The following is a 19,107-nucleotide window of genomic DNA, read 5'->3' as shown; positions in this document are numbered from 1 at the left end:
GACCCCGCCCCGGACTTGATCCGGGGCCTCGGGGGTCACGCAGAGGCCCCGGATCAAGTCCGGGGCGGGGTTTCTTCGGGTCACTGGAGCGCCTCCAGCTTGGCCGGGTCGAAGTCCGGGCCGGGGACAAGCTCTACCCCCGCCTTCGACATGCGCACCTCGACCCCGGCGGCGACAAGCGCGGCCTTGAGCGCATCGACGGCGGAGAAATCCTTGGACGCCATCGCGGCGGCGCGGAGCGAGGCAAGCTGTTCGGTCTGCATGCTGAGGTCGACCTGCGGGGCCGTAGCCCAGCCACCCAACCCATCGGCCAGCAGGCCAAGCAGCGCCGCCGAAGCCTTCACCCCGGCCCAATCCCCCTCGCCCGCCGCCGCGTGCAGCGCGGCCAAGGCCCCGGCGGTGTTGAGGTCGTCGGCCAACGCCTCGACCACCTCCGCCAGCGGGGCGGACGCAACAACCGAAGCCGTTGCCGTGCGCCACTTGCGCAAGGTCGCTTCCGCCTGCCGCGCCTTCTCCGCCGTCCAGTCCATCGGGCTGCGGTAATGCGTCATCAACAGGACGAACCGGATCACCTCGCCCGGGATCCCCTGGTCCAGCAGGTCGCGCACCGTGAAGAAGTTGCCGAGGCTCTTGGACATCTTCTTGCCCTCGACCTGCAGCATCTCGTTGTGCAGCCAGTAATGCGCGAAATCGCCCTGCGGATGGGCGCAGGCCGACTGAGCGATCTCGTTCTCGAGGTGGGGGAATAGCAGGTCCAGCCCGCCGCCGTGGATGTCGAAGCTTTCCCCCAGCAGCTCATGCGCCATCGCCGAACATTCGATGTGCCAGCCCGGACGCCCCTTGCCCCAGGGCGAGGGCCAGCCGGGTTCCTGCCCCGACGACGGCTTCCACAGCACGAAATCCATCGGGTCTTCCTTGAAGGGCGCGACCTCGACCCGCGCGCCCGCGATCATGTCGTCCACCGAGCGGCCCGAGAGCTTGCCGTAATCCTTGTAGGACCGGACCCGGAACAGGACGTGCCCCTCCACCGCATAGGCGTGGCCCGAGGCGATCAACCCCTCGGTCATCGCGATCATCTGGCCGATGAACTCCGTCGCGCGGGGTTCCATGCTGGGCCGCAGCGCGCCAAGGGCGTCCATGTCGGCGTGGTACCAGGCGATGGTCTCCTCGGTGCGCTGGTGGATCAGTTCCTCCAGCGTCCCCGGAGACCCGGCCTTCTGCCGCCGCAGCGCCTCGGCGTTGATCTTGTCGTCGACGTCGGTGAAGTTCCGGACATAGGTCACCTGGCCCGGCCCGTAGACGTGGCGCAACAAACGGAACAGCGTGTCGAACACCACCACGGGGCGTGCGTTCCCCAGATGCGCGCGGTCATAGACGGTGGGGCCGCAGACATACATCCGCACGTTTTCCGGGTCGATGGGGACGAAGTCCTCCTTCTTCCGGGTCTTCGAATTGGTCAGGCGGATCGTCACCATGTCAGTCGTCCCAAGCACGCAGCAGCCCTGCGCGGGACCGGCTTTTCATTCGTGGGAATGACGAAGCGCCCGCGCCCGGAGGTCAGCGGGTAATGCAGCAGATGCGGATATTGCGCAACGTCGTCATGACCCCGGGCGTAGCACGGGGCCGCGGCCCCGCGCAAGCCTGTCAGGCCTCAGTCGCCCTGACGGGTGAAGCTGCCACGGTTGTCCGGGCCAAGGCCGAGCCAGCCCGCGATGGTGGCCGCAACGTGGTTGGTGATCATCGACTTCTGGGTGATGCCCTTGCGGCGGGCGGCCTTCATCCGTTCGCCCGACCAGGCCGGGGTTTCGGCGCGGATCTTGGTCGCCGGCAACAGCACCGCGCCGGAGCGGGCATCGACAACCTGGGCGATGAGGTCGATGTTGTGCACGCCCCAATCGTGGTTCGACATCTCGGCCTCGAAGGTCAGGGCGTGGAATCGGGTCACCGTGATGTCGATGATCACCGGGCGCGATCCGCGCAATCCTTGCGCGCCGCGCAGGACGGCGGCCTGGATGATCTTGCCGACCTGGGCATGGCGGTCGCCGAGCGGGTCTTCGCGCCAGACGATATCGGCCCGGGGCAGAAGCGTCTTCGCCTCGGAGACCACCAGCGTCTGCGGCACTGAAACCCGCACTTCCGCCAGGCGCCAGGACTTTGCCAGGTCGGCGGGGACCGGCGTGTAGTCGGTCTCGAACTTGCCGCCGCCCCCGACGCAGGCAGACATGAGCAGGGCCGACAGGCCAAGAAGGGTGGAACGGCGGGTCAGTGTCATGGGTTCTCTCGCAGGATCGGAACTTGGGTTTTGCCGAGCATAGCCTTAACCAGATCGCATGGCGGGAAAAAGGAACTTGCGTGGCGGCAATCCGGTGGAAGCTTGCCAAACCACGCAGGAACATAATAATTAACACGTTAACTAAAAGGGGGCAAGGATGGACCACGAGGGATTGCGGCTTTGGTCGAAGCGGGCGGCGGACTGGGCGGCGGACTACCACGCGGGCTTGCGCAACCGCCCGGTGCGGGCGCCCCTGGTGCCGGGCGCCGTGGCACGGCAGCTGCCCCCCGGCCCGCCCGAGGCCGCCGAGGCGATGGAGGCGATCTGGGCCGATTTCGAGCGGATCGTGCCGGATGGCATGACCCATTGGCAGCATCCGCGCTTCTTTGCCTATTTCCCGGCGAATGCTGCGCCTGCCTCGATGCTGGCGGAACAGCTGGTCAATGCGATGGCCTGCAACGCGCTGATCTGGCAGACCTCTCCCGCCGCGACCGAGGTGGAGCAGGTGATGGTCGACTGGCTGCGCCAGGCCGTCGGACTGCCGGAGGGGTTTGTCGGCACGATCCACGATTCGGCAACGAATGCGACGCTGTCGGCGGTGCTGACGATGCGCGAGCAGGCGCTGGGGTATCGCGGGCTGGAGGAGGGACTGTCGGGCGCGCCGGTGCTGCGGTTCTACGCCAGCGCCGAGACGCATTCCTCGGTCGACAAGGCGATCCGGGTCGCGGGGATCGGGCAGCGCAACCTGGTGAAAGTGGCGACGGATGCCGACCGGGCGATGACCGGGGACGCCCTGCGCGCGGCGATCCGGGCGGACCGGGCGGCGGGGATGCAGCCTGCGGGCGTGATCCTGTGCGCGGGGGGCACCAGCGTCGGGGCCTTCGACCGGATCGCCGAGTGCATCGCGGTGGCCAAGGCCGAGGGCGTGCCGGTGCATGTCGATGCGGCCTGGGCGGGGTCGGCGATGATCTGCCCGGAGTTCCGCGCGTTGTGGGCCGGGGTCGAAGGGGCGGAGTCCATCGTTTTCAACCCGCACAAATGGCTGGGCGCGCAGTTCGACTGTTCGATCCAGTTCCTGAAGGATCCGGGAGCACAGGTGCGCACCCTGGGCCTGCGGCCGACCTATCTGGAGACGGCGGGGCGGGAGGAGATCGTCAACTTCAACGAATGGACGGTGCCGCTCGGCCGCCGGTTCCGGGCGCTGAAGCTGTGGTTCGTGCTGCGCGCCTACGGGCTGGAGGGGCTGCGGGGGCGGATTCGCAACCACATCGCCTGGGCGCTGACATCGCGCGACCAGCTTGCCGCGCTGCCGGGGGTGGAGATCGTGACCGAGCCGCGGCTCTCGCTCTTCAGCTTCGCTTTGGAAACAGATGCGGCGACCGAGGCGCTTTTGCAGCGGATCAATGACGATGGGCGAATCTATCTGACCCAGACCAGGGTGGACGGGCGGTTTGCGATCCGGGTGCAGGTCGGATCGTTTGACTGTTGCGAGGAAGATGTCATGCTGATCGCAAAGACAGTTCAAGAAATGCTTGCATCATGTTCCTCAGATTCGTTGCCGTCGCGCTGACCCTTGCCACGCCCGCGTTTTCCCAAGGCCTCCCCTCTCCGCAAAGCGACACGCTGTCCGATTTCGCCGATGTGCTGGACGCCACGGAAGAGGGGCGGATCACCCGCCTCCTGACCGACACGCGCGCGGCGACGGGCGTGCAGATGGTGGTGGTCACCGTGCCGGGCCTTGCCGCCGAGGGTGGCGCGGGACTGAAGATCGAGGATTATGGCAAGGCGCTCTTCAACGAATGGGGCGTCGGCGGGAAGGACCGCAATGACGGCATCCTTCTCCTGCTCGACACCCAGTCGCGCGAGGCGCGGATCGCGCTCGGCGCCGGCTACGACCCGGTTTACGACGGGCGCGCGGCGCGGGTGCTGTCGACCGCCGTGCTGCCGCCCCTGCGCGAGGGCAAGATCGCGGTGGGGATCGAGGCCGGGATCGCCTCGGCCCGCGACAGGTTGATCACGCCCTTCCTGGCAGGCCAGCCCGTTTCGGTCACGGACGGATTCGAGGACGAGGGCGGCGGTGTGGGCCTGCGCACGGTCGGCCTGGGCTTCGGCGCGGTGGCCGGGCTGGCGGGATTCGGCATCTGGCGCAGCCGCCGCGCCAACCGGACCTGCCCGAACTGCGGCGCCCTGACGCTGGAGCGGAGCCGCGAGGTGATCCAGCAACCGACGCGCTACGAGTCCGGGCTCGGGATGCAGCACCTGACCTGCTCGGCCTGCGGATTCTCCGACCACAGGTCCTATCCCGTCAGCTTCGGCAGCCGCGACAGCCGCCGGGACAAGAACGTCGGCAGCCAGAACCGCGACCGGGGCGGCAACGGGGGTGGTGGAGGCTATGGCGGCGGCAGGTCGTCCGGCGGCGGGGCAACGGGAAAATGGTAGTCCGTCCTGCAACTTGCGCGTCGATCCTTATCCTCGCCACCGGCAACGCCGTCCTGGCGAAAAGCCCGCAAGAGCAGATGTTTCCCGGCCCTGACAGTTGCTATGCCCGCAGCTACAGCGCCGACCACCTGGCCAGTCACCCTGCGCAACGTGTGACCCAGATCACCGTCAGCCCGGATTTCACCATCGCCGACCCGATGCTGGGCCTGCATGTCGAGCTTCGCCTGCGCGGCGTGCCGGGCGGCGCCTTCGAGGGTTACGGCTATTGCGAGAACGAGGGCGGAGATACGCTCTACTGCGGGATGGAGGGGGATGCCGGGGGCTTCCAGGTCACGCCCGCCAAGAAGGGCGGCATCCTGGTCACCGTATCCAGCTATGGCATGTCCTTCGAGAACGATACCGGGTTCGCGACGCTGGAACGCAGTTCAGGCGACGACCGCAGCTTCCTGCTGCAGCCGGTCGCCTGTCGCTGAGGGTGCGGCGCGGGGGGGAAGCCGCGCCGCTGAAGGTCAGGATCAGAACCGGAGTCCGACCTTGGCCTTGATCGTGGTGGCGTCGAAATCGTTGGTCGTCCCGTCGAAGTTGTCGAAGTTGTGCTGCAGCACTTCGCCGCCCACGCTCCAACGGTCGTTCACCGCGTAGTCGAAGCCCAGACCGTAGACCAGGCCGCTGTCGCTGAGATCGGCCCCGCCGATGCTGGCATTGGCATGGGCAGCGCCCAGCGTGCCATAGACCAGGCTGTTGCCGATTTCGCGACCGGCCATCAGCTTCAGCGCGGCGATGCTGTCAAGCTGGTCGCCCGCCGTGGCCCCGAGGTCGATCGAGGTCTTGTCCCAGGAAAGTTCGGTCCCGGCGACCCAGTTGCCCATGTCCCAGCGGTAGCCGGCATGCACACCGCCCAGCCAGCCGTGACCATCGAGTCCGGCGCCGTTCGAATCGACATCGCCATAGCCAAGCTGACCGCCCACATAGGCACCCGACCAGTCCACGCCGGGCGCGACATAGGGTTCGGCGGCCGGAACCACTGCCGGTTCCTCGGCGACGGCAATCGGGCCACCGGCGAAAGCCGGGGCGGTCAGGGCGGCGGTGGCAATCAATGCTGCGATAGTTTTCATTTCTGTCTCCTTGTTCTGGCCGACCACAACCTTCGTAGACTCGGAACGGTTCCGGTCGGCTCGTCCAAGGGAATGGGGAGTGTGGCGGTCGGGAACAATGGCACCTCACGGCCCGTTGATGAGGGGTGAGGTCAACTGGCGGAGATGTGCCGAGGAACCGGGGCAGTTTGGGCCGGGCTTCGCCGGTTCCCGCAGCTCAGGCGCGGTCGGCCAGATCCAGCCATTCGGTTTCGGCGGTCTCAAGGGCGCTTTGCCGTTCTGCCAAAGCCTCGGACGCCTTGCGGAATTTTACCGGCTCGCGGGTGAACAACTCGGGGTCTGCAAGAAGTGCGCCAAGCTTGCCGATCTCGGATTCCAGCCGGGCGATCAGGTCGGGCAGGTCATCCAGCCGCTTCTTCTCGGTGAAGGACAGTCCGGTTGCCTTCTGGGCCGGTTCCGGCTTCGCGGCGGGTGCGGCAACGGTTTTCGCCACGGGTTTCGTGTCGTCCACCGGATCGGGACGCTGCGCGGCATAGTCCGACCAGCCGCCGGGATAGGCCTGCACCCTGCCCTCGCCCTCCATCGCCACGGTTGTGGTGGCGATCCGGTCGATGAAGTCGCGGTCGTGGCTGACGACAAGGACGGTGCCGTCGTATTCGCCAAGGATGTCCTGCAACAGGTCCAGCGTCTCGACGTCGAGGTCGTTGGTCGGTTCGTCCAGGATCAGCAGGTTCGAGGGCTGCGCCATCAGCTTGGCCAGCAGAAGCCGCGCCCGTTCGCCGCCCGACAGGCTGCGCACCGGGGCGCGGGCCTGGGCTTCGGCGAAGAGAAAATCCTTGAGATAGGCCACCACATGCTTCGGCGTGCCGCGCACCATCACCTGATCGGAACTGCCCGAGACCCGCATCAACGGATCGACGGTCAGGTTGTCCCAGAGGCTGGCGTCAAGGTCGAGCCTTGTGCGGGTCTGGTCGAAGACCGCGATCTCCAGGTTGGTGCCAAGGGTCACGGCCCCGGCATCCGGTTGAACTTCGCCGGTCAACATCTTGAGAAGCGTGGTTTTCCCGACGCCGTTCGGCCCGACGAAGGCCACCCGGTCGCCGCGCAACACGCGCAGGTCGAAGCCCTTGACGATGGTCTTGTCGCCATAGGCCTTGGTCAGGCCCTGTGCCTCAATGACCTTCTTGCCGGAGGTCGGGCCTGCGTCCAGCGCGAAGGCCGCCGTCCCCTGCCGCCTTATCTGCGCGCTGCGTTCGGCCCGCAGCGCCTGCAAGGCCCGGACCCGACCCATGTTGCGCTTGCGGCGCGCTGAAATGCCTTCCACCGCCCATTTCGCCTCGTGCCTGATCTTGCGGTCGAGCTTGTGGCGGGCCTCGTCCTCTTCGGCCCAGACGGTTTCGCGCCAGTCCTCGAAGCCTTCGAAGCCAGCCTCGCGGCGGCGCACCTCGCCCCGGTCGATCCAGAGCGTCGCCTTCGACAAGGCCCGCAGGAAGGCGCGGTCGTGGGAGATGAGGACGAAGGCGGCGCGGGTTTCGGAAAGCTCGCGCTCCAGCCATTCGATGGCCTGGATGTCGAGATGGTTGGTCGGCTCGTCCAGGAGCATCAGCTCCGGCGCCTCGGCCAGAAGCTTGGCCAGCGCGGCGCGGCGGCGTTCACCCCCTGACGCGGTGGCGACAGGGGTGGCAGGGTCGAATTTCAGGCCCTCGGCCACCACGGCAAGGCGGTAGTCCTGCCCCTCCGGCAGCGCCGACGCCGCGAAATCGCCAAGCGTGGCGAAGCGGGTGAGGTCCGGCTCCTGCTCCATGTAGCCCACGGTCACGCCGGGGGGCACAGTGCGCAGGCCCCGGTCGGGTTCCGCCAGCCCGGCCATCACCTTCATCAGCGTCGACTTGCCTGACCCGTTCCGCCCGACCAGCGCGATGCGGTCGCCGGGCTGGACGGTGAGCGAGAGGTCGTCGAACACCGGGTTGCCGCCGAAGGTGAGCGAGATGCCGGAAAGCTGGAGAAGGGGTGCGCGTGCCATGCGCGCGAGGTAGAGGGGGATTTGACCGGCGTCAACGTCCGGGCGTCGGTCCTGTGGCAGGGATGGGGCAAATGGAGGCTCGCATGGCACCCCTGGACGGCATCCTCATCCTCGACCTGACGCATGTGCTGGCGGGACCTTTCTGCACGCAGAGCCTGCAGGACCTGGGCGCAAAGGTGATCAAGGTCGAACGGCCGGGGACGGGCGACGACACCCGGGCCTTTCCACCCTTCCTGGCCGGGGAAAGCGCCTATTTCGCCACGCTGAACGCGGGCAAGCAGTCCATCGCGCTGGACCTGAAGGCGGCGGAGGACCGGGCGATCTTCGAGCGGCTGGTGGCGCGGGCGGATGTGCTGGTGGAGAACTACCGCCCCGGCGTGATGGCGCGGCTGGGCTTCGGCTGGGAGGTGCTGCATGCCCGCCACCCGCGCCTCGTCTATGCCGCCGTGTCGGGTTTCGGGCAGACCGGGCCGGATGCGGAAAAGCCCGCCTATGACATGGTGGTGCAGGCACGCGGCGGGGTGATGTCGATCACGGGGGAAAGCGGCGGGCCGCCGGTGCGGGTGGGCGCGTCGATCGGCGACATCGTTGCCGGGATGTATCTGGCGCAAGGCGTTCTGGCGGCGCTGTATCAGCGCGAGAAGACCGGCGAAGGCGCCTTCATCGACGTGGCGATGCTGGACGCACAGCTTGCGATCCAGGAACACGCGCTGGCCATCGCCTCGGCGACCGGGGTGGCGCCGGGGCCGACGGGTGCGCGGCATCCGACGATCACGCCCTTCGCGACCTTCCGCGCGGCGGATGGCTTCGTGGTGATCGCCGCCGGGAACGATGCGATGTTCGGCAGGCTCTGCGCCGTGCTGGGGCTGGAGATCGCCGCCGACCCCCGCTTTGCCACCAACGCGGCCCGATGCGAGAACCACGCGCTTCTGAAACGCCTGATCGAGACGGTGACGCTGGGCCATTCCGTCGCGCATTGGCTGGCCGTGCTGGACGCGGCAGGCCTGCCCACGGCGCGGGTGCAGGACATGATCGAGGTGCTGGCCGACCCGCAGCTTCGCGCGCGGAACATGGTGCTGCCGGTCACGCCGCAGCCCGGCGGCCCGGCCTTCACCGCGCCGGGCAATCCGATCAAGATGTCCACCCTGCCGGAACCTTCCTCCCTCCCCCCTGCCCCGCGGCTGGACGGCGACCGGGCGGCGATCCTGGCCTGGCTGGACGATCCGTCACGCGGGCCTTGAAAACACGGCCTCTTTCCGGCTTCCTTGCCGCATCTGTCAAGGAGTGCCCGTGTCCCAGTCCATCCGCCCGCTGCGCCCGCGCGACCCCTCGGAACATCACCGCGTCTCGACCACGCTGGAGCTGTTCTTCGACCTGATCACCGTCATCGCCATCGCCGCCGTCACCGCAGGCCTGCACCACGGCATCTCCGCCGGGCACGGGTTGGAGATGCTGCCGCGCTTCCTGTTCCTCTTCGTCGGTGTCTGGTGGTGCTGGATGAACTTCACCTGGTTCGCCTCGGCCTTCGACAACGACGATGCGCTCTACCGCTTCCTGGTCATGGTCATCATGTGCGGCGAGCTGATCTTCGCGGGCGGCGCGGGCTATATCTTCGAAACGCTCGACATGCGATTCGGCCTTCTCGGCTGGGTGATCATGCGGCTGGGGATGGCGGGGCTATGGCTGCGGGCGGCGCGGGGCAACCCCGACTGGCACCGGACCTGCATCCGCTACGCCATCGGCATCCTGATCGCGCAAGCCCTCTGGATCCTGATCTATGTCGGGACCGCCCCCGGCTCGACCGCCTTCTTCGTCGCGGCCATCCTGATCTATGTCGTGGAACTTGGTGTCCCCGCTTTCGCCGAAAGCGCGCGCGCGACGCCCTTCCACCGCCACCATATCATCGAACGCTACGGCCTTCTGATGATCATCTCGCTGGGCGAGATCATGCTTTCGGTGTCGCACGGGTTCGGCGCGCTCTTCTCGGATCATCCCTCGCTTGAGGCGGCGCTGGTGGCCGTGTCGGGGCTGGTGCTCGTCTTCTCGATCTGGTGGATCTATTTCTGCGAGGAAGAGCACCTGACCACGACCGCGATGCTGCCAGCATTGATCTGGGGCTATGGCCATGTGCTGATCTACCTTGCCACCGCCATGCTGGGTGCGGCGATTGCCGCCTGGGTCGACGTCGTCACCCATCACGGCGCGGCGACGGCAGGCGAGGTCTCGCGCTGGCTGGGGCTGGCGCTGGCGCTGCTTTTCGCGACGCTCTGGCTGGTGCGCGACCGGGCCCATCGCCTGCCCGCGCGGCTGAACCTGGCGCTGCCGGTGATGGCGGCGGTCTTCGCGGTCGGCAGCTTCCTCGGCCTGCCGATCTGGGCCTATGCGATCCTGTCCGTGGTGCTGGTCAACTGGCGCGCCCCGCATCCGGGCGGGGATAAGGGCGCAAGCTGACCGCGACACGCCGCTTCCGGGCGCTTGCGAAAGGCCCCCGCCGCGTTAGGTAGAGGGGCGCGCGCAGGAGAATGCCATGACCGACGATGCACTCGTGATCTTCACCCCCTCGGGCAAGCGGGGGCGGTTCGCCCTTGGCACGCCGGTCCTGACCGCCGCGCGCCAGCTTGGCGTCGACCTCGATTCGGTCTGCGGCGGGCGCGGCATCTGCTCCAAGTGCCAGATCACCCCCGGCTACGGCGAATTCCCCAAGCACGGCGTCACGGTGGACGAGGACGCCCTGTCGGAATGGAACGCGGTCGAGGACCGCTACAAGCGCATCCGCGGCCTGCCTCCGGGGCGTCGCCTGGGCTGCCAGGCCAAGGTGATGGGCGACGTGGTCATCGACGTGCCGCCCGAATCCCAGGTCCACAAGCAGGTGATCCGCAAGTCGGCGACCGAGCGGCATATCGAGATGGACCCCGCCACCCGCGCGGTCTACGTCGAGGTGCAGGAACCCGACATGCACGAACCCACGGGCGATTTCGAGCGCCTCGCCCGCGCCCTTGCCGCGCAATGGCAGGTCGAGGGGATCGAGGCCGACCTGTCCGTGATGCGCCGGTTGCAGCCGGTGCTGCGCAAGGGCGAGTGGAAGGTCACGGTCGTGCTGCACAAGGGCAACCACGACAGCACCACCCGCGTGCTGGACATCTTCCCCGGCTTCCACGAAGGCCCGCTTCTGGGTCTGGCGGTCGACCTTGGCTCCACCACCATCGCGGCGCATCTGTGCGACCTGACCGATGGCAAGGTGCTGGCCTCCTCGGGGCTGATGAACCCGCAGATCCGCTTCGGCGAGGACCTGATGAGCCGGGTGAGCTACGCGATGATGAACCCCGGCGGCGACGTGGAGATGACGAAGGCGGTGCGCGAGGCGATCAACTCGCTGGCCGCCGTCATCGCGGCGGACGTCAAGGTCGACCCGGCCGCGATCTACGAGATGGTCATCGTCTGCAACCCGGTGATGCACCACCTGTTCCTTGGCGTCGATCCGGTGGAACTGGGCCAGGCGCCCTTCGCGCTGGCAGTGTCCAGCTCGCTTTCGCTGGATGCCGGCGACCTGGACCTGACGAACCTCAACCGCTCGGCCCGGGTCTATGTGCTGCCCTGCATCGCGGGCCATGTGGGCGCGGATTGCGCCGCGGTCGCCCTGTCGGAAGAGCCGAACAAATCCAAGGACATGGTGCTGATCGTCGATGTCGGCACCAATGCCGAGATCCTGCTGGGCAACGAAACCCGTGTCCTTGCCTGTTCCTCGCCGACCGGCCCGGCCTTCGAGGGGGCGCAGATCTCCTCCGGCCAGCGCGCCGCCCCCGGCGCCATCGAACGGGTGGAGATCGACCCGGTGACGAAAGAACCGCGCTTCCGGGTGATCGGATCGGACCTCTGGTCGGACGACCCGGGCTTTGCCAAGGCGACGAAGACCACCGGCGTCACCGGCATCTGCGGCTCGGGCATCATCGAGGCGGTGGCCGAGATGCGGCTGGCGGGGCTGGTCGATCCGGGCGGGCTGATCGGCGGGCCGGAGCAGACCGGCTCGCCGCGCTGCGAGCCGCATGGCCGGACCTTCGGCTATCTTCTCTATGACGGCAGCGCCGAGGGCGGGCCGCGGATCGCCGTGCTGCAAGGCGACATCCGCGCGATCCAGCTGGCGAAATCGGCGCTCTACGCGGGTGCGCGGCTGTTGATGGACGAGATGGGCGTCGACACGGTGGACCGGGTGACGCTGGCGGGGGCCTTCGGTGCCCATATCAGCCCGAAGCACGCGATGGTGCTGGGGATGATCCCCGACGTGCCGCTGGAGAAGGTGACAAGTGCCGGGAACGCCGCCGGAACCGGGGCGCGGATCGCGCTCTGCAACGTGGGCGCGCGCAACCAGATCGAGGCCACGGTCCACGAGATCCACAAGGTCGAGACCGCGATAGAGCCGCGCTTCCAGGAGCATTTCGTAAACGCCAACGCCATCCCGCATGCCGTTGATCCGTTCCCGAACCTGCACCAGATCGTTTCCCTTCCCGCGGTCAGTTTCAACCCGAAGACCGCCGGTGACGAGGGCGGGCGCAGGCGGCGGCGGGGATAAGCTTTCCCACCGAAATCCTTGCGCTACGGGCAAAAATCCGTAGCGTCGGGGTCATGGACGATCCTGTCGCCGCCCTGATCGCGAAATGCGCGGCTTCTGACCGTGCGGCGTTCCGTGCGCTCTATCGCGACACCTCCGCGAAACTCATGGGCGTCCTTCTGCGTATGCTGAGGGAACGCGCCGAGGCGGAGGATGCCTTGCAGGAGGTCTACACCAGGGTCTGGTTGCGCGCCGGTCGCTACGATCCGGCGAAGGGCCGGGGCATGACCTGGCTGATCGCCGTGGCCCGGAACCTGGCCATCGACCGGCTGCGCGCCCGGCCCGACCGCCCGTCCGACGACGGGCTGGACAGCGTGCCCGACACCGCGCCGCGCGCCGAAACCCGGCTGGTGGCACTAGGCGAGGCGCAGAGGATGGCGGACTGCTTCGCGACGCTCGACCCGGACCGGGCCGATGCGGTCAAGGGCGCCTATCTGAACGGCCTGTCCTATGTCGACCTGGCCGCGCGCCATGCGGTGCCCTTGAACACCATGCGCACATGGCTCAGGCGGAGCCTGTTGAAGCTGAAGGAGTGTCTGGAAACATGACCGACGCTCCCCTCACCCCGCACGAGGAAGGCGAGGCGCTCGCCGCCGAATATGTGCTGGGCGTGCTGCCCCTTGCCGAGCGGGCCGAGGCCGAGGCGCGGGTCAGGCGCGACCCGGTCTTCGCGGCCCTTGTCACGGATTGGGAAAGCCGCCTGTCGGGCCTGAACGACGGGTTCGCGCCCGCCCCTGCCCCGGACCTCTTGCCAAGGATCGAGGCGCGGCTCTTCCCGAAGCCACCGGTGCCCGCACGGCGCGGGCTGCTGGGCTGGCTGGCCGGTGCCGGCGTCGCGGCAGTGCTGGCGCTGGCCTCCATCGCCACCTTCGCCCCGCCGCGCCCCGAACTGGTCGCGACGCTGGCCACCGCCGACCACCGGCTTGCCTATGCGATCACCCGCTTTGGCGCGACGATGCAGATCACCCGCGTCGCGGGCGTCCCCGCCGTGCCGGGACAGGTGCATGAGCTGTGGCTCATCGCGCCCGGTGCCGCCCCGGTCTCGCTGGGTCTTCTGCAGGACCGGCCCCTGCTCATCACCCATGAAACGCCGCCCGCCGGCTTCACCTTCGCGGTGTCGATCGAGCCCGAGGGCGGTTCGCCCACCGGCCAGCCGACCGGCCCGGTGATCCTGACCGCGACGCTCGGCGCTGCCTGATCACAGAAGCGTGAGCCGGAAACCCGGCTGAAACTTCGCCGGAAAGCCTCCGTTCCTTCGGCTGTGAGGCGGGAATGACCCCGCCCGAAACCGGAGGAAACTACAGATGAAATCCCTGAAACTTGGCGTTGCGATCCTGGCCCTGACCACCGGCATGGCGCTGGCGGAAAACCCGATGGTCGGCGGCGCGGCGATGTATGAGGACAAGAACATCGTCGAGAACGCGGTCAACTCGGCCGACCACACCACCCTCGTCGCCGCCGTGCAGGCCGCGGGCCTGGTCGAGACGCTGCAGGGCGACGGCCCCTTCACCGTCTTCGCGCCGACGAACGAGGCCTTCGCCAAGCTGCCCGCCGGGACGGTCGAAACCCTGCTGAAGCCGGAAAACAAGGACCAGCTGGTCAAGATCCTGACCTGCCACGTCGTCGCGGCCAATGCGATGTCGGCGGACATCGGCAAGATGGTGATGGACGACGGCGGCAAGCACACCATCAAGACCGTCGGCGGCTGCGAATTCACCGCGATGGAGAAGGACGGCAAGCTGATGATCGAGGACGGCCAGGGCAATGTCGCCAATGTCACCATCGCCGATGTCAAGCAGAAAAACGGCGTCATCCATGTGATCGACACCGTGCTTCTGCCCGCGATGTAACCCTGGGCATCGGGCCGCGGGGTGATCCCTCATCCCCGGTCCCGGACCCGGTGCCGCGGGCGCTGCAAGGTCCCCTTCTTCCCGCCTTCGGCATGGGTCGGGTCTTCGGGCATGGTCCGAAGACCATTTTCGTTGCGAAGGTTGACCGCAGTGAAGGCGCTGCCCTAGGCTTGCCCGATAATTGTTGCCTTGGAGTCCCGACATGCGCATTTCACGGACCTTCTTTGCCGCCCTGCTGGCCCCGTCCCTTCTGGCCGCGCCGCTTCTGGCCGAGGGCAAGTCGATCATCGTCCTTGACGCCTCGGGGTCCATGTGGGGCCAGATCGACGGGCGTCCCAAGCTGGAAATCGCGCGCGAGGCGCTGGCCTCGGTGCTGTCGGGCCTCGACCCCGCCACCGAGATCGGCCTGATGGCCTATGGCCACCGCGAAAAGGGCAGCTGTCAGGATATCGAACTGGTCGTGCCGCCCGCCGCCGGGACCGCTCAGGCCATCACCGATGCCGCCAATCAGATGAAATTCCTGGGCAAGACGCCGCTCACCGAAGCCGTCCGCCGCGCCGCCGCCGAGCTGAAATCGACCGAGGAGAAGGCCACCGTCATCCTGATCACCGACGGGATCGAGACCTGCGAGGCCGACCCTTGCGCGCTGGGGGCCGAGCTTGAAGCCTCGGGCGTCGACTTCACCGCGCATGTCGTGGGCTTCGGCCTGACCGCCGAGGAAGGCGCGACGGTCGCCTGCCTGGCCGAGAACACCGGCGGCAAGTATATCCAGGCCAGGGACGCGGGTAGTCTGGTCGAGGCGCTGAAGACCACGGTTGCGGTGGCCGAGCCGGAGCCCGTACCTGTCCCCGAACCCGCCCCCGCCCCGGCAGCGCTGGAGAACAACGTCGATCCGGTCCTCTACCTTGCCGAAGGCGGACCGGAACCGGAGGCAGACATTCTGGACGACGCCTATTTCTACTTCTACGCCATCGCCGCCGATGGCAGCGTCGCTGCAGACACGACGGCCACCATCTATGGTGCGAGCAAGGGCGCCCTGCCGCCCGGCAAGTACCGCATGGTCACGACGCTGGACGAAGCGGTGGTGACAGAGGAGGTCGAGATCGCCCCGGCGACCGAGCTGTCGCAACCGCTGGCCGTGATGGACGCCGGTATCCTGAAGCTGACGCTCCGCCCTTCGCCCGGTGCCGACCCGGACCCGGATGCCTTCTGGGAGATGCACGGCCCGAACGAGGTCAGCGACACCGGCTACGGGCAGGCGCAGCGCGTTTTCCCGGCGGGCGAATACGGCCTGAACGCCAAGCTCGGCGCGGCGGAAACCAGCCAGTCGGTGGTGATCGAGGCGGGCAAGATGACCGACCTCGACCTGGTGCTGGGCGTCGGCCTTGCCGTGGTCGATGCCACCTATGCCGAGGGCATGACGGTCGAGGGCGATGACCAGTTCGTCGAAATCTTCGGGGCGAAGAAGGACATCGAAGGCAACCGCAAGTCGGTCGGCTACACCTATGGCGCGGGCGCGAAGTTCGACCTTCCGGCGGGCGACTATGTCGCGGTCGTCACGCTGGGCGCGGCCAAGTCCGAGGTGCCCTTCACCGTCAAGGTCGGCGAGCGGACCGACATCATCGCGCCCCTGAACGCCGGCGTCGCGGCCTTCACCTCGCCGGGCGACGAGTTCATCGAGATCCTGGCCGCCAAACCCGACATCAACGGCAATCGCGCCTCGATCGCCTATGGCTACGGCCCGGCCTGGCAGTCCGCGCTGCCAGCGGGCGACTACATCGTCCGGGTCAGCAAGGGCGACAAGACGTCCGAGACGCCGCTGGCGGTCAAGGCGGGCGAGCGCAACGAACTGGCCCTCGCCACGCCGTGACGCGAAAGGCCGCCCTCGGGGCGGCCTTTTTCCTATTCTGCGGCTTCCTTCGGCGGCTCGCCATCGGGCTTGTCGCCTTTGGGCTTGCGCGGCCCGCGCGGGCGCCGGGGCGCGCGCTCTTCCTTCGGGGCGGCTTCCTCTGCCGCCGCTGCCGCTTCGGGCGCAGGGGCGGGCTCGGGTGCGGGCCGGGCGCGCGGTGCGGATTCCGGCGTCTCGATCAACCCGGTATCGTCGCCCGCGTCGAGGTCGATCACGTCGCTGGCCATCGGCTGCTCTTCGGCGGGGAAGCTGCGCTCCTCGCGGTAGTCGCGGCTGAACTCCTGCCGACGCTCGCCCCGGTCCTGCCGTTCGCCCCGGTTGTCGCGGTCGCCCCGGTTCTCGCGATTCTCGCGGTTGTCGCGATCGCCCCGGTTGTCGCGGTCGCGCCGACCCTCGCCCTCGGGCCGGTCGCCGCGCGGCTGGCCCTGCGGGCCGCCGTTCTGGCCATTCTGGCCCTGCTGGCCGCCGTTCTGCTGGTATTGTTGCTGCCGCGCTTCCTGTTCGGCCGCCATTTCCTTCGTCGCCTCGGCGAGCATGCGCGTATAGTGCTCGGCGTGCTGCAGGAAATTCTCGGCCGCCACACGGTCGTTCGAGAGCTGCGCATCGCGGGCGAGCATCTGGTATTTCTCGATGATCTGCTGCGGCGTGCCGCGCACCTTGCCCTCGGGACCCGAGCTGTCAAAGACGCGGTTGATGATGTTGCCGAGGGTGCGCGGGCGGTTCTGGTTGGAACGCGAGCGTTTCTTGGAGGAGCGCATCTTTTCCTTACGATGGCTTTGGCCTGCAACCGCCGCCCCTCATGGGCAGCAAAATCAAGGTCAGCAGGGCCTGGGTAGCTTGCCAGGGCAGGTGAAAACCCGCGCCCGACAGGGGTCACTAATCACAGGGAAGGGAACCTGACAAGGGATTTCTGTGGGTTTGCGGTGGAATCGGCGGGGTTCAGGCACAACCGCAACTGTCGCCGCCGGGCTTCCGCGCCGCCACCACCCGGTCGCGCCCGTCCATGTCGGGCAGGATGCGGATGCCCTCCAACCCCTCCGCCCGGAACAGCGCGCTGACCGCCTCGCCCTGCGACGGCCCGATCTCCACCAGAAGCCGCCCGCCCGGCATCATGCGGGCCGGTGCACCCCGCGCGATGATCCGGTAGGGCTCCAGCCCGTCGCCGCCGGGGGTCAGCGCCAGATGCGGCTCCCAGTCGCGCACTTCGGGGGCAAGTCCCGCCATCTCCTCGGCGGCGATGTAGGGCGGGTTCGCGACGATCAGGTCGTAAGCGCCGGTGACGGCCCCGAACCAGTCCGAGTGCAGGAACCGCGCCCGGTCCCGAAGCCCGAGGTCGGATGAATTGTCGCCCGCAACCGCAAGCGCCGCCTCAGAAATATCGACGCCCACCCCCCGCGCCATCGGCATGCCCTTCAGGCAGGACAAGAGGATGCAGCCGGTCCCGGTGCCAAGGTCCAAGACCTTCAGGAACGGCTCCGCCAAGGCCTCGGCCACCAGCGCCTCGGTGTCCGGGCGTGGGTCGAGCGTATCGCGCGTCACCCGGAACCATTGGCCCCAGAACAGCCGCCGCCCGGTGATCTGTGCCACCGGCTGCCGGGCCTCGCGGGCAACCACCGCCGCCTCGAAGGCAGCCGCCTGCGCCCCGGTCATCTCGTCGGGCAGGTGCAGCGTCAGCCGGTCCGGCGTCACACCCAGCGCAAAGGCCAAGAGCACCCGCGCATCGCGGCCCGCGCCCTCGACCCCCGCCGCCTCCAGCCGGGGAATGGCCAGCCGCAGCGCCGCCTCGGCCTTCACCCCTCCATCTCCGCCAGCCGCGCCGCCTGGTCATGCGCCACCAGCGCGTCGATCACTTCGGCCAGGTCGCCGCCCATGATCTGCGGCAGGGCATAGAGCGTCAGGTTGATCCGGTGATCGGTCATCCGGCCTTGCGGGAAGTTGTAGGTCCTGATCCGCTCGCTCCGATCCCCCGAGCCGACCTGCGACTTCCGGTCCGCCGCGCGTTCGGAATGCAGCCGCTCCCGCTCCGCCTCGTAAAGCCGCGCCCGCAGCACCTGCATCGCGATCTCGCGGTTCCTGTGCTGCGATTTCTCCGACGATGTCACCACGATCCCGCTGGGCAGGTGAGTGATCCTGACTGCCGAGTCGGTGGTGTTCACATGCTGCCCGCCCGCCCCAGAGGACCGCATGGTATCGATGCGGATGTCCGAGGCCGGGATGTCGATATCCACCTCCTCCGCCTCCGGCAGCACCGCCACCGTCGCCGCAGAAGTATGGATGCGGCCCTGCGCTTCGGTTTCCGGCACCCGCTGCACCCGATGCACGCCGGATTCGAACTTCATCCGGGCATAGACCCCCTCGCCCTGGATATGGGCCGAGAATTCCTTCAAACCCCCGACCTCGCCCGCCTGTTCGCTGATCACCTCGAAGGTCCAGCCCATGCGTTCGGCATAGCGCTGGTACATCCGCGCGAGGTCGCCCGCGAACAAGGCCGCCTCGTCGCCCCCGGTGCCGGGCCGGATCTCGATGATCGCCGGCCTCGTGTCGGCGGCATCCTTCGGCAGAAGCGCCAGCCGCAGCGCCTGCTCCATCTCGGGGATGCGGGCCTTGAGCCGGGGCAGCTCCTCCTCGGCCAGCGCCTTCATCTCGGGGTCCGCCAGCATCGCCTCGGCCTCGGCCAGATCGTCGAGCGACTGCCGATAGGCGCGGATTTCCTCCACCACCGGCTTCAGGTCGGTGTATTCCCGGCTGATCCGCGCGATCTCGGCCGGGGCCGCTCCCGCGTTCAGTTGCGCCTCGATGAACTCGAAGCGTTCGGTGATCTGGGCAAGCTTGTCGAGCGGAACCATGCGCCGGGGTTTGGCCCGGAACCCCGCAAGCGTCAAGGGGCAGCCCCCGGCCCTTTCACATTGGCCCA

17 protein-coding genes are annotated in these 19,107 nt (G+C 68.1%); 10 read left to right on the top strand and 7 right to left on the bottom strand.

Annotated elements, in window-relative coordinates:
- Positions 1–80 precede the first annotated feature (80 nt).
- Positions 81–1,475, bottom strand: a complete 1,395-nt coding sequence (cysS, locus tag ACE3P6_RS09235; RefSeq protein ID WP_374394057.1) for a cysteine--tRNA ligase — start codon at positions 1,473–1,475, stop codon at positions 81–83.
- A 176-nt stretch (positions 1,476–1,651) separates the two neighbouring features.
- Entirely contained in the window at positions 1,652–2,272 is a 621-nt protein-coding gene (locus ACE3P6_RS09230) for a DUF6778 family protein (protein ID WP_374394054.1), read from the bottom strand.
- A gap of 157 nt (positions 2,273–2,429) precedes the next feature.
- Here ACE3P6_RS09230 and ACE3P6_RS09225 point away from each other — a divergent pair, with 157 nt between their 5' ends.
- The 3 genes from ACE3P6_RS09225 to ACE3P6_RS09215 are packed head-to-tail and all read left to right on the top strand — an operon-like array spanning position 2,430 to position 5,184.
- Positions 2,430–3,842 carry an aspartate aminotransferase family protein gene (locus ACE3P6_RS09225; protein ID WP_374394052.1) on the top strand — a complete coding sequence of 471 codons (1,413 nt, stop codon included), beginning with the start codon at positions 2,430–2,432 and terminating at the stop codon, positions 3,840–3,842.
- Complete coding sequence (locus ACE3P6_RS09220) at positions 3,812–4,711, top strand: TPM domain-containing protein (RefSeq protein ID WP_374394049.1); 900 nt, start codon at positions 3,812–3,814, stop codon at positions 4,709–4,711. The genes ACE3P6_RS09225 and ACE3P6_RS09220 overlap by 31 nt, the downstream gene beginning before the upstream one ends.
- On the top strand, positions 4,705–5,184 hold the full coding sequence (locus ACE3P6_RS09215; protein ID WP_374394046.1) for a hypothetical protein: 480 nt from the start codon (positions 4,705–4,707) through the stop codon (positions 5,182–5,184). The genes ACE3P6_RS09220 and ACE3P6_RS09215 overlap by 7 nt, the downstream gene beginning before the upstream one ends.
- Before the next feature lie 42 nt (positions 5,185–5,226).
- Here ACE3P6_RS09215 and ACE3P6_RS09210 read toward each other — a convergent pair whose 3' ends face one another.
- Positions 5,227–5,826, bottom strand: coding sequence for an outer membrane protein (locus ACE3P6_RS09210; protein ID WP_374394043.1), 600 nt, complete (start codon positions 5,824–5,826; stop codon positions 5,227–5,229).
- Between the two features lie 196 nt (positions 5,827–6,022).
- Positions 6,023–7,828 carry an ABC-F family ATP-binding cassette domain-containing protein gene (locus tag ACE3P6_RS09205; RefSeq protein WP_374394040.1) on the bottom strand — a complete coding sequence of 602 codons (1,806 nt, stop codon included), beginning with the start codon at positions 7,826–7,828 and terminating at the stop codon, positions 6,023–6,025.
- 83 nt (positions 7,829–7,911) lie between these two features.
- Here ACE3P6_RS09205 and ACE3P6_RS09200 point away from each other — a divergent pair, with 83 nt between their 5' ends.
- The 7 genes from ACE3P6_RS09200 to ACE3P6_RS09170 all read left to right on the top strand — a co-directional run bounded on the left by ACE3P6_RS09200 (position 7,912) and on the right by ACE3P6_RS09170 (position 16,154).
- On the top strand, positions 7,912–9,069 hold the full coding sequence (locus ACE3P6_RS09200; protein ID WP_374394038.1) for a CaiB/BaiF CoA transferase family protein: 1,158 nt from the start codon (positions 7,912–7,914) through the stop codon (positions 9,067–9,069).
- A gap of 49 nt (positions 9,070–9,118) precedes the next feature.
- Entirely contained in the window at positions 9,119–10,279 is a 1,161-nt protein-coding gene (locus ACE3P6_RS09195) for a low temperature requirement protein A (protein WP_374394036.1), read from the top strand.
- 76 nt (positions 10,280–10,355) lie between these two features.
- Complete coding sequence (locus tag ACE3P6_RS09190; RefSeq protein WP_374394034.1) at positions 10,356–12,395, top strand: ASKHA domain-containing protein; 2,040 nt, start codon at positions 10,356–10,358, stop codon at positions 12,393–12,395.
- Between the two features lie 53 nt (positions 12,396–12,448).
- On the top strand, positions 12,449–12,982 hold the full coding sequence (locus ACE3P6_RS09185; protein WP_374394032.1) for a sigma-70 family RNA polymerase sigma factor: 534 nt from the start codon (positions 12,449–12,451) through the stop codon (positions 12,980–12,982).
- On the top strand, positions 12,979–13,632 hold the full coding sequence (locus tag ACE3P6_RS09180) for an anti-sigma factor domain-containing protein (protein ID WP_374394029.1): 654 nt from the start codon (positions 12,979–12,981) through the stop codon (positions 13,630–13,632). The genes ACE3P6_RS09185 and ACE3P6_RS09180 overlap by 4 nt, the downstream gene beginning before the upstream one ends.
- Before the next feature lie 106 nt (positions 13,633–13,738).
- Positions 13,739–14,284 (top strand): fasciclin domain-containing protein, encoded by a 546-nt coding sequence (locus ACE3P6_RS09175; RefSeq protein ID WP_374394027.1) that lies wholly within the window; start codon positions 13,739–13,741, stop codon positions 14,282–14,284.
- A 202-nt stretch (positions 14,285–14,486) separates the two neighbouring features.
- Positions 14,487–16,154, top strand: coding sequence for a VWA domain-containing protein (locus ACE3P6_RS09170; protein ID WP_374394025.1), 1,668 nt, complete (start codon positions 14,487–14,489; stop codon positions 16,152–16,154).
- Positions 16,155–16,186: 32 nt separating this feature from the next.
- Here ACE3P6_RS09170 and ACE3P6_RS09165 read toward each other — a convergent pair whose 3' ends face one another.
- From ACE3P6_RS09165 to prfA, 3 genes are all read right to left on the bottom strand, one after another.
- On the bottom strand, positions 16,187–16,951 hold the full coding sequence (locus ACE3P6_RS09165) for a DUF4167 domain-containing protein (protein ID WP_374394023.1): 765 nt from the start codon (positions 16,949–16,951) through the stop codon (positions 16,187–16,189).
- 181 nt (positions 16,952–17,132) lie between these two features.
- Entirely contained in the window at positions 17,133–17,987 is an 855-nt protein-coding gene (gene prmC, locus ACE3P6_RS09160) for a peptide chain release factor N(5)-glutamine methyltransferase (RefSeq protein ID WP_374394021.1), read from the bottom strand.
- Positions 17,984–19,039: a peptide chain release factor 1 gene (prfA, locus tag ACE3P6_RS09155; RefSeq protein WP_374394019.1), complete on the bottom strand. Its 1,056-nt coding sequence runs from the start codon at positions 19,037–19,039 to the stop codon at positions 17,984–17,986. Before prfA ends, prmC begins: the two co-directional genes overlap by 4 nt.
- Between the last annotated feature and the right edge of the window lie 68 nt (positions 19,040–19,107).

It is taken from the genome of Tabrizicola sp. (assembly GCF_041911175.1).
In the GTDB taxonomy this organism is placed as follows: domain Bacteria; phylum Pseudomonadota; class Alphaproteobacteria; order Rhodobacterales; family Rhodobacteraceae; genus Tabrizicola.
The sequence above is the reverse complement of the archived record's forward strand: the minus strand, read 5'-3'. Positions and strand labels throughout refer to the sequence as shown.